At 47.8% G+C, this 13640-nt stretch carries 17 protein-coding genes; 6 read left to right on the top strand and 11 right to left on the bottom strand.

What is annotated here, in order from left to right:
• Positions 1 to 19 precede the first annotated feature (19 nt).
• From INT32_RS17990 to INT32_RS22430, 3 genes are all read left to right on the top strand, one after another.
• Complete coding sequence (locus INT32_RS17990) at positions 20 to 274, top strand: hypothetical protein (RefSeq protein ID WP_193090092.1); 255 nt, start codon at positions 20 to 22, stop codon at positions 272 to 274.
• A 459-nt stretch (positions 275 to 733) separates the two neighbouring features.
• Positions 734 to 985, top strand: a complete 252-nt coding sequence (locus INT32_RS17985) for a hypothetical protein (protein WP_193090091.1) — start codon at positions 734 to 736, stop codon at positions 983 to 985.
• 150 nt (positions 986 to 1135) lie between these two features.
• The gene (locus tag INT32_RS22430) at positions 1136 to 1663 is read left to right on the top strand and encodes a DUF5710 domain-containing protein (protein WP_226817266.1); all 528 of its coding nucleotides are present in this window, start codon (positions 1136 to 1138) and stop codon (positions 1661 to 1663) included.
• Positions 1664 to 1708: 45 nt separating this feature from the next.
• Here INT32_RS22430 and INT32_RS17980 read toward each other — a convergent pair whose 3' ends face one another.
• Together INT32_RS17980 and INT32_RS17975 are read right to left on the bottom strand one after the other, a co-directional pair.
• On the bottom strand, positions 1709 to 2983 hold the full coding sequence (locus INT32_RS17980) for a Y-family DNA polymerase (RefSeq protein ID WP_193090090.1): 1275 nt from the start codon (positions 2981 to 2983) through the stop codon (positions 1709 to 1711).
• A complete protein-coding gene (locus tag INT32_RS17975) occupies positions 2980 to 3627 on the bottom strand; it encodes a LexA family transcriptional regulator (RefSeq protein WP_226817264.1) in 648 nt (215 codons plus the stop codon). The genes INT32_RS17980 and INT32_RS17975 overlap by 4 nt, the downstream gene beginning before the upstream one ends.
• Here INT32_RS17975 and INT32_RS17970 point away from each other — a divergent pair.
• The 3 genes from INT32_RS17970 to INT32_RS17960 all read left to right on the top strand — a co-directional run bounded on the left by INT32_RS17970 (position 3517) and on the right by INT32_RS17960 (position 5857).
• Positions 3517 to 4155, top strand: coding sequence for an SOS response-associated peptidase (locus tag INT32_RS17970; RefSeq protein ID WP_226817274.1), 639 nt, complete (start codon positions 3517 to 3519; stop codon positions 4153 to 4155). The two genes, INT32_RS17975 and INT32_RS17970, sit on opposite strands and share 111 nt — an antisense overlap.
• Positions 4156 to 4198: 43 nt before the next feature.
• Entirely contained in the window at positions 4199 to 4774 is a 576-nt protein-coding gene (locus tag INT32_RS17965; protein ID WP_193090087.1) for a hypothetical protein, read from the top strand.
• A 228-nt stretch (positions 4775 to 5002) separates the two neighbouring features.
• Positions 5003 to 5857 (top strand): hypothetical protein, encoded by an 855-nt coding sequence (locus tag INT32_RS17960; RefSeq protein WP_193090086.1) that lies wholly within the window; start codon positions 5003 to 5005, stop codon positions 5855 to 5857.
• A gap of 23 nt (positions 5858 to 5880) precedes the next feature.
• Here INT32_RS17960 and INT32_RS22425 read toward each other — a convergent pair whose 3' ends face one another.
• The 9 genes from INT32_RS22425 to INT32_RS17915 form a co-directional block, all read right to left on the bottom strand.
• Complete coding sequence (locus INT32_RS22425; RefSeq protein WP_226817273.1) at positions 5881 to 6174, bottom strand: helix-turn-helix transcriptional regulator; 294 nt, start codon at positions 6172 to 6174, stop codon at positions 5881 to 5883.
• Positions 6175 to 6348: 174 nt separating this feature from the next.
• Positions 6349 to 6567 (bottom strand): hypothetical protein, encoded by a 219-nt coding sequence (locus INT32_RS17950; RefSeq protein ID WP_193090084.1) that lies wholly within the window; start codon positions 6565 to 6567, stop codon positions 6349 to 6351.
• 291 nt (positions 6568 to 6858) lie between these two features.
• A complete protein-coding gene (locus INT32_RS17945) occupies positions 6859 to 7332 on the bottom strand; it encodes a lysis system i-spanin subunit Rz (protein ID WP_193090083.1) in 474 nt (157 codons plus the stop codon).
• Positions 7320 to 7769, bottom strand: coding sequence for a lysozyme (locus INT32_RS17940; protein WP_193090082.1), 450 nt, complete (start codon positions 7767 to 7769; stop codon positions 7320 to 7322). Before INT32_RS17940 ends, INT32_RS17945 begins: the two co-directional genes overlap by 13 nt.
• Positions 7753 to 7971, bottom strand: a complete 219-nt coding sequence (locus tag INT32_RS17935) for a hypothetical protein (protein WP_193090081.1) — start codon at positions 7969 to 7971, stop codon at positions 7753 to 7755. Before INT32_RS17935 ends, INT32_RS17940 begins: the two co-directional genes overlap by 17 nt.
• Positions 7972 to 8060: 89 nt before the next feature.
• Positions 8061 to 8285, bottom strand: a complete 225-nt coding sequence (locus tag INT32_RS17930) for a hypothetical protein (RefSeq protein WP_193090080.1) — start codon at positions 8283 to 8285, stop codon at positions 8061 to 8063.
• Complete coding sequence (locus tag INT32_RS17925; protein ID WP_193090079.1) at positions 8266 to 8646, bottom strand: hypothetical protein; 381 nt, start codon at positions 8644 to 8646, stop codon at positions 8266 to 8268. Before INT32_RS17925 ends, INT32_RS17930 begins: the two co-directional genes overlap by 20 nt.
• A 3-nt stretch (positions 8647 to 8649) precedes the next feature.
• Positions 8650 to 13173: a host specificity protein J gene (locus tag INT32_RS17920; protein WP_193090078.1), complete on the bottom strand. Its 4524-nt coding sequence runs from the start codon at positions 13171 to 13173 to the stop codon at positions 8650 to 8652.
• Positions 13164 to 13487: a hypothetical protein gene (locus tag INT32_RS17915; protein WP_193090077.1), complete on the bottom strand. Its 324-nt coding sequence runs from the start codon at positions 13485 to 13487 to the stop codon at positions 13164 to 13166. Before INT32_RS17915 ends, INT32_RS17920 begins: the two co-directional genes overlap by 10 nt.
• Positions 13488 to 13640 lie beyond the last annotated feature (153 nt).

Raw genomic sequence — 13640 nt, 5'->3', positions numbered from 1 at the left:
AAATAAAAGGCAGAAATCAATGAACAAATCAAAATCAGCTGTTTTGGTATTGGGACTTATTTTCAGTGGCTCAATCTTTGCGCAAGTCCAAGTTGACGGATATACGCGAAGAGATGGTACCTATGTACAACCCCACTATCGCAGCAATCCAGATAGTGTTCGACACAATAATTATGGCGCTGAAAACAACCCAATGGGAAATCCTTATACAGGAAAGACAGGGACGCAGCGTGATGAATTTAGTGACTCTTACAATAATCGAAGAGGCTTTTGAGAACCATGTGTCTAGCGATTGAGAAAATCAGATTCTGTACATGCAAAGACAAAAATTTTGACGAGGTTTCTCTTGGGATATGGCTTTATTACAGAGGTGAAAAAAACTTCGATTCGGAAGTCGTGGGCACGATCGTGACAATCTCTCCTCTCGACACTATATTGCTTGACTCAGATATCAACGGTGATAACGTATGGATGACCGATCAAGAATATTCAACGTACTTTGCGTCATTATTAGAGAACAAAGCACTCTTTGATTTTGATATACAGTTTGAGCAAGACGACGAAATTCTAATCAAACTCAAAAACAAGATATACATAGAGCTTTTTTTCAATAACGGAAGATGGTCAAATACTGATCATAGTTCACAATTTCGTAGACGCTCGCTAATGATGAAAGGAAAAGCAGCCGCTCGCCTGCGATTGGATATTTCGGCTATAAACAAGATATAAAAAAATGCAAAACTCCAATAAATTCGTATTGATTTACATAGCAATTATTATCATTTCGCTTGCATTTGCAATGCAAAATCGGGCTCATGAACGAGAATCCAATTACCTACGCGCAGAAATCGAAGTGAGTAAATGCATGAAAGAATTCGAATTGAGCGAAGACGAGTGTTACGACATGCTAAGGAAGGAAGATCAAGAAAGAGGAGCTGCTTTTGACGCTGTGGAACAAGGTTCCAACGGAAGATACCAAAACTAGACCGTGCAAAATAACTGCGAATTCAAGCGACACTTCCATCCAAAAAGAATGCTGCGTCAGCAAATAGATATAGCAATGAAAACACAAAATTTCTCTAATAAATTATGTATTTCAAAGAAGTAGCGATACTACGCCTTGCATAGAAGAACAATGAATGAAAAAAAATCTAACACAAATGTTCGCCTAAATGTCCCGTACCGGGAAAAAAATACTGCTAAAAATCTTGGTGCTCGTTGGGATCCGATTAATAGGACTTGGTATGTTCCCTCAGGTAAAGATCTATCGCTTTTCGCGAAATGGCTGCCTAAGTCGCCAGCGAGAGCAGCGTCAAAACCCAGTCCCAATCCTGCCCCACGGACAGTCCCCAAGACCGAGACAGGTAAACCCAAAGTCGCGGTCGATAATAGCATTCAGAAATCCAATAGCAACTGGTTTAAATGGATATGGGCAATCGGAATTCTTGTTATTGTTTATCAATGTTCTAAGCCCAAACCGTCTCCCCCACAGAGTAAAGGTGAATTTCTTTTACAGGAATACCGAAAAAAAGGACACCCCAAAACTTGTTACGCACCAATCGCCTATGGTGCGATTTGTGAAGATGGCTGGGAGTCAAGCTCGACAGGCCCAGGCACATGCTCACACCACGGTGGTGTAGAGTCTTATTTATGTAGTCCGTAAGCACTCAGTTGACATCACTCAAGAACGGGATAATCTTGACTGGCGTCAAGCTCGCACCGTTAATACCTCTTCCCAATTGGTTGTATACCCTGGCGTTTTACGCTCCTGGCGCATATACCAATTTTCTCGGTCATGAAACCCGATACTTCCCGTTTTAAGCGCCCCCCTGCCAAACCGCGCATTAATGGCATCAAGCGTGTTCATCAGTCCCACACGCTTTTCCACTTCTTCCTCTACCGGAAACAATTCTTGCTGAATGCCTACTGCTGGCTCAATATCCATTAACATCACGCCGGCCTTGGCATAGTTATATCCTGGCCTGAAAATCTGCTGCAGGGCCCGCAATGCTACCTTTGTAAATGCGAGGCTATCTGAACTGGCCACTGACACATTGACGGTCAGGCAATTGCCGTATTGCTTGTCTTTTCTAAATGGACTAGTCCGGATGAAGATCTGCAAAGTGCTGGCTACTGAATCTTGGCGCCGCAGCTTATTGCACGCGGTGGCGATAAACTCTGACAAAGCGTTCTCCAACTGAGGCAACGTCGTGACCGGCAGCCCGAATGATCGTGACGAGATTATCTGTTTTTTGGGCTCGGACATCTCATCCAGGGCAATACGCGGAATTCCGCGCAGTTCTTGGACGGTTTTGCCTAGCACAATGGAAAATTCTGTCCTAGCCTTTTCTGGATCCAGTTTAGCCAAATCGAACACTGAGTAAATCCCCATTTCATTCAGCCGTTTAGCGATCCGCCGGCCGACCCCCCAAACTTCGCGCACTTCAATATCACTCATCAGCCGTGCCAGCTCCTGGCGCGAAAGCGAACCCAAATCACAGACCCCATCCCAGTCAGTTTTCTTTTTGGCCATGTGGTTGGCCAACTTTGCCAAAGTCTTTGTTGGGCCCATCCCTACACAGGTAGGAATTCCGGTATCGCGCAGTACCTCCTTACGGATCTGCTGGCCATATTTGGTCAAGTCATCACGAATACCGGTCAGATCCAAGAATGATTCGTCAATACTGTAGACCTCCTGAACAGGAGAAAAGCGGCCGATAACCGTCATCATACGATCGGACATGTCACCGTACAGGGCAAAGTTCGCTGATAGCCCCATGAGACCTTGGCTTTCTGACAGGTGCCTGATCTGGAACCATGGAGCACCCATCTTAATTCCAAGGGCTTTCGCCTCATCGGTCCGGGCAATGGCGCAGCCGTCATTATTGGAAAGAACTACAAGCGGCCGCCCTTTCAACGCCGGCATGAAAACCCGCTCGCAGCTGCAATAAAAACAGTTTCCGTCAATGAGCGCGTACGTCATAGCGTCGACTTGATGATGTAGGTGACAACGCCCCAGATAGACCATTCCTGCTCAGCGCTGGGTACGATGTCCGGAAAGGTGACATTCTCCGCACGCAGCTTGATGATGCCATTTCTCTTAAAAAGACGCTTTACCGTTACGTCCCCATTAATTTCGGCAATCACGATATGGTTGTGCTTGGGTGTGACGGATCGATCGACGATCAAATGGTCTCCGTCGTCAATCCCGGCGTCAGTCATGCTGTTGCCCTTGACGCACATGTAATAGGTGGCTGTTGGATTTTTTACCAGAATTGCCCCGATATCAATTCGATTGACGGCCAGATCCTCGGCGGGGGACGGAAAGCCTGCCGGCGTTTTCGCGTAAATATGCCCAATTTTTACCGGGCCAGCGGCCAGCGGTATCAGATCGATGTTATTTTTCATGGCGATAAATATACTGTGCAAATAAACAGTATTTATACACCAAATAAAATGACAAAATGTTAAAAAACGGGAGGCCGTAACATGTGCGGAAGAATAAGACAGGCTGAACTGCCAGACGAGTACTTTGCGACCGTTTTCACTAATATGCATAAGATATTCGATCCCGGAGACGGGCTGCGCTTCAACGTGCCGCCCGGCACGAGGCCGATTGTCATGCATGAACTGGCAGGGACCCCTACCCTCGAGCGCCAATTCTGGGGATATGCCCCGCCCTGGTACAAACGATCGCCAGTGAGCAACGCCCGCTTAGACAAGATCCTGGACAACTCCCCATTCTGGAAAGCTCCGACGGTCCATGGCCGCATGGTTGTGCCCGCTGATGGCTGGTTTGAATGGACGGGCGAGAAAGGCGACAAGCAGCCGTGGTTCATTCGGCCCGCAGATGGCAAGCCGATATTGATGGCCGCTATATCGGGCTGGCGGGAAGGCGCGGAAGTCGACAAAGAGTCAGGGTTCGCCATCGTGACGGACGATAGCGCGGGCGGGATGGTGGATATTCACGACCGCCGCCCAGTTGTTCTGACCGCCGAGCATGCCAGGGAATGGATGGATCCGGCCACCACGGTGGAGCAGGCGAAGGAATTATTGACCGTGGCCCGGCCGGAAAGCGCGTTTGAGTGGTATGAGGTGACGCGGAAGGTGGGAAATAGCAGGTATCAGAGTGAGGATTCTTCAAATCCTGAATGAAACGTGTAATATTGTGACATTATATTTCATTGATTAAATAGATATGCCGCATATTCTTACCAGATCACTGCTTACAATCTTAATTCCAGGAATCTTTGCTGCGACACCCTGGCTATTATTCTTCGCTCATTCTGGCCTACCAATTGATCTCCCGAATCACGTAGTAATTCAGGCGGCAGTCGCATTTTCATTTGTTGCTATTTTAGGATCAATATTTGAGGGCCTTGGAAGTTTTATTGAGGCAAAATGGGACCATAAGCGCGAACAAGAATTCGATATAAAGTCCAATTGGGAGATTTATTTGGCTAGCGCCTTCGAATTTCCACCTATCGGATATCGCTATCTAAGTAAATTAGTAACGAACTTATATTTTGAGTTGGCCATGGTATTTGCAGCCCCTTGTTTTTGGCTCGGCCTTGCCATTTTGGCGAATTCTTACTCGTTGTTCCACCCAAACTTAATTTTGATAGCAGTCATTATACTTATTTGGGTGTCAATTTCGTATTTCAAAATGCAGGCTTATCATACACATCAGCTATTGTGTAGTACTCGACAAAGTTTGAACGCAAGGTTAGTTACCTCGCAACAATCACTTGCACCTAATGTTGCAGAGCATTGAGCTGCCGGATACCCGATTCCCCTCAATAACTAACCCGATAGGATCTCAAGCCGCATATCTGTCAGTTTGGTTCGTAACTTTCCTATGATTATTTTGGAAAGTGCGTTTGAACGGTGTGAGGTGAATCGGAAGGTAGGGAATATTCGGAATCAGGAAGAGATTTTGATTTGGACACTGTAGTGCTATAAACAAATGACAAATATTTCCAACAAAGATTGTGATATAAAAATGAATATACTCAAAAGGGTGTTGACCAAAAAATCTGTCGTGTTTACGATCATGCTCATCGTGATTGGAACAGCATTTCTACCGTTCGTAAATAATGTATGGCCGAGCGTTAATCCTTACTTTCCGTTCTATGCGGATTTAGGAAAGTATGGAGCCTTTGGAGATTATTTTTCTGGAGTACTTGGTACTGGCTTGGCACTTATCACAGTGATCTTACTTTGGGCGACTTATTCGGCACAAAAAGAAGAGTTGGATGAACAGAAACGAATTATCTCAACACAAACAAATACAATTGAGAGGCAAGCATTTGAACAGACGTTCTTCGCTTGGATATCAGTTATAAGATCGTTTCCTGATGATATACGTACGGAAAGGCTATATAACGCAGTGGTGGGAGATCTTGGAGGGAAACACCGAGTACTAACTCAATTCGCTCACGTCAATAAAGATGAACAAAATTTCAACACTCAATGGCCTAAATACATTGAGGACTTTATAAAAGATATTCCTGATTCGTACACAATATTCAAAAAACATAACAACATTAGTGAATGGAGTGATGTAATTATTCAAAATATTATTGAAATATTGAGATTGATTTACAAAGACGGCACATATCCAAAAACGCTGGATGATCAGAGGATTTATTCACGGATTCTATCTGTACAATTTTATAAAAAGCATAAGTACCTAATAGGTTTTGAATTGTTGAATATGGACGATTTAGATAGAAAAATGATAATTGACAGTGGTTTTTTGGACTTCCGGGAGAAACAACAATTACTAGTTGCGATTGAAAAATATTTGAATAACAAATTGGAAGCAAATGAGCTGATCGAAGTCTGGAAAGCCTAAAACTTTAATGGAAATTATCTAACTCAAGATCCAATTCCACTACCAATAGACCCTGAGGTCACCCTCGCATTATTTCTGAATTGTTGCGGAGTCATGCCCACCATCTTCCCGAACGTGGTTGTGAAATTGGCGTGGTTTGGATAACCCACTTGATAAGAAATCTCTCTTACAGGCAGATCTGTCCGTAATAACAGATCTTTCGCCTTCTCTATCCGTGAATTTCTGATGTATTGTGCTGGCGAGCATCCGTAAGCCGAATCGAAAGCACTATTCAACCTAGTCTTGCCAATCTGAAAAGATCGGGTAAGCCGGTGCATAGTCAAAATCTCAGAAAGATGGTCCTCAATGAACACGGCCACCTTGTGCGCCAATAGTTGACGTTCAGTCTTCGTAAGTTTCTTCATCTGACAAAGCATATGAAGTGTCTGTAAAGATGTCCCTGTTCTAGATCAAGAACCTATGCTTCGGTGCCTGGGAATACGGGAAAACCATTAAGGATTATGTTGCCGATATAAATCGCAAAGCATCTGTAAAGTGGCCGGCCGGCTCAAGCCGCGCTCCTGGGCAATAGCGTCAAACTCATTTGCCAGATCTGTTTTCAGTCGAAATGTGACAAGCTTAATCAAGCCAGCAGCAACTAGGCGCTTGTTCGTCTCAGTCGCATTTTTTGCTCGCAATTTACGGCTGTGTTCTGTGTTGCTGTTTGCCATATTGGATCCCCTTCCTGAAATTGACAAGGTCGAAAAAATTTAGTAAATTTGGACTGAAACCGGTGGAGTGGTAGCTCCACCGGTCCCCCGATTAGTAGGCTGGAGCAGCTAGCAACAGCATCATGCTAATCAGGATAAGTAGTAAAGCGATACGCTTCATCGCAATCTCCTTACCAGTAACCCCCGGGTCGTCCGGGTCCGCATGGGCTGCTTGTCAGCCCATTGCGACTATTATAGAAACCTCTATAATTATACGAAATGACGCACATAAGTTTATGCGCTAAATAACAATTATTTTTTACCCTCTTGATGTATCAGACGCACGTAGTCCTGCAGCGCGTTCAACTGCCGAATAGCCTGATCCCCTTCAGCCACTATTCCGATAAGATCTTGAGCAGCCTGTCCATCAAGTTCGGCTCGTGCCGTTCCATGGTCCAGGCCGGCGGTTTTGGTGTCTTGGGCGGGGCATACTGGACGTTTGACGCGGACTGACAGCCGGCGACGACCGGCAGCAAGATCAGCGCGAAGACGTTCAATAGTTTTCTGTGCATCACGTAGTTCCTCATAGTGCTTCGTGTCCAACTCTTTGTTTTTTTCCTCCAAGGCCTGCTCCTTCGTGCGGGCAACCTCGTTCTGTATGGCTGTCTGTAGTTTGGCAAAGGTCTCGCGATCTGCGTATCCCTGGCGATACTGGTACCAGCCGTAGAACTGGGCACCCAAAATGGACACCAGAGCCAGAATCAGGTAGCGCGTTATTGCAGACATATTTTCATCTCCGCATTCCGTCGCCGTACTAATCCTCGTAATTTCCGGCCGCCCGCATACACCCAGCGGGGGAGCTCCCGGCAGGCACCAACAATATCGCCGGCACGCAGCTTGCGGAGCAGCGTAGAGCCAGAATAGGCGCCAGCACCCACGTTATAAACAAAGCTGGCCAGAGCCACCCGGGCGCCATCCGGCAGCTGTCGCGGAACTGATTCATCCACCACGGCCAGCGCCTTCTTCACCTCCTCACTGGTCAGCTCGTCGCATTTCTCTGGCGTGGCCGTATCACCCATCTTTACTCCATGGGTGTACCCATCGCAGATCGTAGGGATACCAACAGGATCCAAATATGCCACCAGTGAGCGCCCCTCCCATGTGGCAACCAAGGCCACTGCGGCAGCAACTACCCCGCCAACTACTTTACTTTTCAGATCCATCCAATCCCCTCCACTTCTCAACCCGGCGCCGCACGCAGTCCCGAATGCGCACGACCGCCGTCGCAAAATCCGGCAGTTTGATCACAATTAAAACCAAGACATAAGCGGCCCAGAATATGAGCACAACATCCTGAAGCGTCCAACCGTATATCAATGCAGCCGATCCTGTTGTAATAGGCAGGTGTATCGTCTCGTCCTGCATCAGTGCCGTCCTTCGAGGCATAACAACCTCCATAAAAAAACCGCCTAATGAGGCGGCATATTGCTGAACTATTATCCAAGCCTTGGTGGCTAATTTGATCCTGTTAGATTAGCTGGCGGAGTATTGCCACTCACTGGAAAGGTGGCTTTGACCTGTGAAACTGCTCGCATCCACCCTTTCGTTTCTTCATTGAACTTAAACCCCTGCTCCTCTAGATCTTTGAAGCCCTTGTAAATCGCGTCAATCTGATCAGAGATTGAGGGGTATGACACCCGACGGTGAGGGATAGGATCTTCACGATGTTTGATTTTCATAGCTAAACTCCATATCAAGAAACGGCCATGCTGTCACTGTAATTTGATACATGCCTGGTAGGTCGAATTCAAGCTCCGCCTGGGAGTCTGTACACTCGTAGACCTCGCCGCTAATGTGAATTTGGCAAGGGACAGGTAAATTTTTTAGCGTTGAACCTTCCAGAGTAGTTCTTTGCTCCGGTCGATCCGTAATCACACCATCCTTGATGTAATGAATGCTTCGGTCACCGATCCCGCTCACCCAGAGTCCTACCTTGTTGGCGTCTATGGTATTAAGGGTAGCGGTCACCGATCCGGTTATTCGACCTTCGTGGTCGTGATAGGTGATAGTCTCAGTATTCGAAATAATCTCATTGTTCATCGTTTACCTCGCTGCTAAGAAAGCGACGATTGACGTCGCTCCAGGGGCCGTAATTGCTATACCATTTCCGGATACCCAGCCACTCCATTGAATGCTAAGGTCGGGTTGGTATCGGCCATACAAAGGACCACCATTTTCGCCGCTCCCGCCCCAGCCATCACGCACAGAAAAACTTACCGCATCGGCATCAGCCACTATTGTCCCGTTAACTGACAAGTATAAGTAGATCTTGAGGGTGCGACGAGGTTCCTTGTCAAAAAACACTGGGGCGTCATAACCCCCTGCTTTATGAACGAAAACCGTCAGCATTCCTCCATGCGGAGCATTGATATAAACAGTATCTGTTCTATATCCACTGACGTGTGTTGTAACGGAGTTACCTCGCAGTTGCAGCGTCCCCATTACATCTACGGCATCCACTCGCATGTAGCCGGAGTCGTCTACATAAAACAAACTCTGATCATTAGCCGTGGCAAATCGTAATGACGCCCCTGCCCTATTTGTAGTGGCGTTATGGAACATCCTTAGACGGCAACCGCCAGCGGTAAGATCAAACCAGCGAGAATTCTCCACGGTGTTCTTGCCCAGAAAGAATCCACCTAGGTTGTCACCCCACCACTTATCAGCCCCAGAGCGAATGTATGACCAGCCATCAACGGTCGACTCATTCATCGAAATAATACCGGCATGAACTACCCCCAGATTGGAGCTAATTGCGCTCAGGCTGGTCGCGTCGATTTTACTGGCGGCCAGCTTGTCGATAACGGCATCATTAATGAAAACTTGCCCTTTTGAAACTACAAACGGCGAGAACAACTCAGTGCCGGTTCCGGACCAGACGGCAAACCGCTCTGCCCAGACGTTATACGAAGACTGAAACCCCTCTCCGTGAGGTGTAGACTCAATTCCAAGCCCGGTACCAGCAAATACCCGTTGTCCATTGGCCAAAATCTCTACCTTTTGAGTAATGGTTGAGGACATCCGACCGTTTGCCTCGGCAATGGCCTTGCTATTGGTCTGGGCTGAAACAATTGCCTTCTCAGCCTTGCCGTCTACACTGTCAACATTAGCTTGAACCGTAGTTATTCGCTGAGCCAATGCACCATCTGCATTTGCCCGAGTAGCTGCCTCCTGCTCAATAGCAGATGCATTGGCATTCGCCTTGGCATCTAGCTTTGACAGATCTGATGCTAATGCCTCGTCTTTCTCCGTTCTAGCAATACGTTCGGCCTCGACCTTTGCGTCAACAACGACGCCCACCTTGTGAGCAATACTGCCTGGCGTTGCGGCGTCACCATTCAATACTTTTATGCTTTCTTGAAGCTGCTTTCCTACCTCGGAGCCAAGAAACTCATTTTTAAATAGCTCACTGTACTCCTTCACATTGGTCGAAGACGCTCCGCGCACCCCGTCACCAGCAGGGTAAAATGGCCCAATGTTTCCGAAACGATCAACCACCCTCACCCAGTAATAAAAAACCTGACCTGCACGAATCCCGGACTGTTGATACTGCTGCTGCGGATATGCCAGATCAGTCAATTTCTGCGCTGTATTGCGATTGGAGCGCTCCGAATACCAGATTTCGGTGCGCTCTATATAGTTAACTGGGGGAATAGTCCAATACAGGCGAATCCCGTAAATTTCACTAGCGGTGGTCAGCGATTGTATTGCTGGGATCTTAAACAGTGTGCCATTTACCTTGTACTGGTACCGTTCGGCCAATCCCCTGCCTTCTTTGATTGGGCGGACCTCAATATCAATCACATCGCCTTGAACGGCGGTGATCGAAGTCATGTATCGGCCAGTAGTAAACGAGTCAAATGGCGCCCCGTTTACATACAAGTGCACATCGGAATTAGATTTCTCGCTGAGCACCCAGGTGAAAGTGACCTCAACACGGCCATTGACCTCATCAATGATCAATTCAGAAGCGCTGATACTAAATATGTTGATAAGCGCTTTGGTGCTGGTGCCGGTCGGAATGTGTATGAAGGCGTTATTTTCTGACTCGTGATACTCGCGGCTATAGTCAATAGCCTCAAACTTGACCTTACGGCCACCGGCCGGACGCACTGACTTAATTTGCACCTTGCGGCCTGGCGTTTCAGTCGGGCTATATTGCCAGATGTAGTCGATCTCATTGCCGTCGGGCCGGGGGATCAGATCATTTCCATCTTCGCCCCGTGGCCAGCCGCCGACAATGTAGACTTGGTCGCCTTCGGTGGCGGCCACCGGAGAAACACGGACATGTGCTATTTTATTGTTCGGGCTGCGAATCGACATCCAAGCGTTATCGATTGATTCAATATAGGCATCGAGCGTAATGCGGCCATCCTGATATGCCACGAACCGGCCAGAGGCGCCCCAACTGGTGAGATCGTGTGTTAGCCGTACAACATCCCCCCGGGTAATTGTGGCGCCCTCAATATCCATTTCCCAGGAATACTGCCTACGGTGGAAGTATTGGGACGCTGCTAACAAATTTGCCTCGCGGCCGGCTTGACTGGCCACGGTACACCCCTCAAGGTCCAGCGTGATCGGGTTATTTATTTGTGTAGCCCCTGGTACCTTCTGACGCACGACATCAGGTTCATAGTCCTTTTGCTCATTGTGAAAGTTGACGATAATCTCATCGGCCACTTCCGTATTGATGTAGTGGTATTTGAAAGATCCGGCGATGATATTGTCAGGCGTACAAAAATTGGATTCTGGAATGTCAGCAGAATCCCAAATCACACTGAGTTTCCCACCTTGCATCGTCTTGGATGCACGGCCAGCTCGAGCAATGACGTGATAGACGTCATCGATCGACATTTTCCGATCAAGTACCCAATTGAACGTCAGCCCTTTGTCATCGCACCAGGCCGCCCAGGATTTGATTGCCTCGAGATCAATCTTGCTATCTGGCAGGCATTCGCCATACAGCCGGTTATAGTTCTTGTCCCGCATGCCACGGGCCCACATCAGATACCACCAAGCCGGATTTGAGGTATAAGCCTTGACCCAGGCGTTGTTCTTCCAAATTAGGGTCTTCGCGGTAGCGATAGCAGAAAGCTTGTCAATGGTTCCGTTCAGCTGAGACGTAGCCTTGATCTGGACTGCAAGACGGCATTGTCCGGTGTAATCAGCATTGTCAGTCTGTGTGCATCGTATCTGGGCAACCGTCAGCTTATTGCTGGATCGATTTGTCGAAATATCCACAGAATTCTTTTTAAAACGCACATCGTATTGCCCCGGCGATACTGATACGTCAAGCGTCATCCGTGCAGGCTTCTGTGGATCAGATCCGCTCAATTGGCTGATGCCCGTACCGATTATCGTTGTCACAGGGTTTGGTGCTCGCCCCTGCCAAGGCATAATTCCATAGGTTATCCAGCGCCAAAAATAGGTCTCGCATTTCTGAACGAAGCCTTTCGTAAACACGAACTCCTCATGGCATATTTCCATCGGCTCGCCTTCGGTATGTTCATTGGGATTGGTTGAACCATATTGGACTTGCTGCCAGACTTTATGCCCACCAAAAACGCTTTCTTCAATCGTCCAACGGCCTAGTGACCAATAATGCGTGGACAACTTATCGTAACTGCCCCCAAGCGGTAACCATTGTGAACTTGCGACCGGTTTATATTGAGCCTCAAAGATTACTTTTTCTCGTAGTTCGCTTCCTCTATCGTTGATGTGAAATAGCCTTGCGGCCACATCGATCGAAATGTGCTGGGTGTCACGTGGCGTCGTGCGCTGAATCCAGCCATCGCCTTGGCTAAGCTCGAATCCGTCCAAGGTGTCGACGTTTCCAGCTACAAGACTCAATTTTCCGTCATAGGTAGAGCGGTTAATCTGTACATCACGATAATTGGATATATCAGTGCTGCCAATTCGGATTGCCTGTAGATCTAGATCCGGCTGCAGACCAAAATGAAATGCCTGGGATAGATACTGATCATTACCCTGGAAGGTTGTATAGGGTTTGCTAGCAAAAAAAGGCACGACCTTATGCTTACCGAACACAATGATCATGGGTCCGTAGCTGTTATAGCTATTGCTCCCGGCATTGATTCCGTAAGTAGGCGACTGCTCTTTCTCCTTGATGCCAGTCATGGAGGCTTTTGGCGGCGGCAGCAAAGCATTGATAATCATCGATCCGCCGACCATTATCAGGGCTTGGGCACCCGCCACCGCCATCGAAGAGTAGCCCGCGGCAGCCATTGCGGTACCGGCGCCATAGGTCAAAACTGTCAATGCTACCATTGCGACAACACGCAGCACTTTGCCGCCATTACCACCACCGGTGGCCCGAGTACGGATCACAATTTGGTCGCCGGTCTCTGGCAATAAGAGATGCCACTTGTCGTTCGGCACCCTCTGCCCGTTCACATAAACTGACTTCGGACCACGTCCGATGTCAAAGCCGGTACGTTGCAAATACTCGCCCAGAGTTTCCCCTTTCAGAAACGTGACGTATGAGTATTTTCTGCCATCACCAACCAATGGATGCGGATTGGCAACGATAACTGGTTTTAAAGCCATTGATAAAACCCTTCAAATTGGTAGCCTTTAAGGCTCATATCTTTCAGTCGCGTCAGGATTACAAAGCCGCTCCTTTCGTCGGCATGCAAGATCCAGTCTTCGTGGTTGGTGCGCAGATAGACGCCGATATGGAAAAACCGGCGCCGGCATAAAAAAAGGACGGGGTAACCGTCCTGGGGGATGTCTATCCGAGCACAAAGGTCGTCTTTATGTTCCTGTAGCGCTCGCGCCTGGTCTTTCAATGTTGGCTGGTAGCTTGGTGAAGTAATTTCCAGTCCCAGCACATCACGTGCAACCTTTACAGCCAAATCCATACAGTCGTTTTCGCGCTCGTCGTAGGGCTGCCCGAGGTACTTTTGCCACCACATTAATAGATCCCCGGTGCGGTCTCCGGTGTGAAATACACGCCGACTGTAAATACCCCATCTTTAATACACCACACACATAGAATTTATAATGTTAATTTA

Origin of the sequence: Advenella sp. FME57, from assembly GCF_014897675.1 — a bacterium.
GTDB lineage: Bacteria > Pseudomonadota > Gammaproteobacteria > Burkholderiales > Burkholderiaceae_B > Advenella.
Note: the sequence above shows the minus strand (reverse complement) of the source record. Positions and strands in the feature narration are given on the sequence as shown.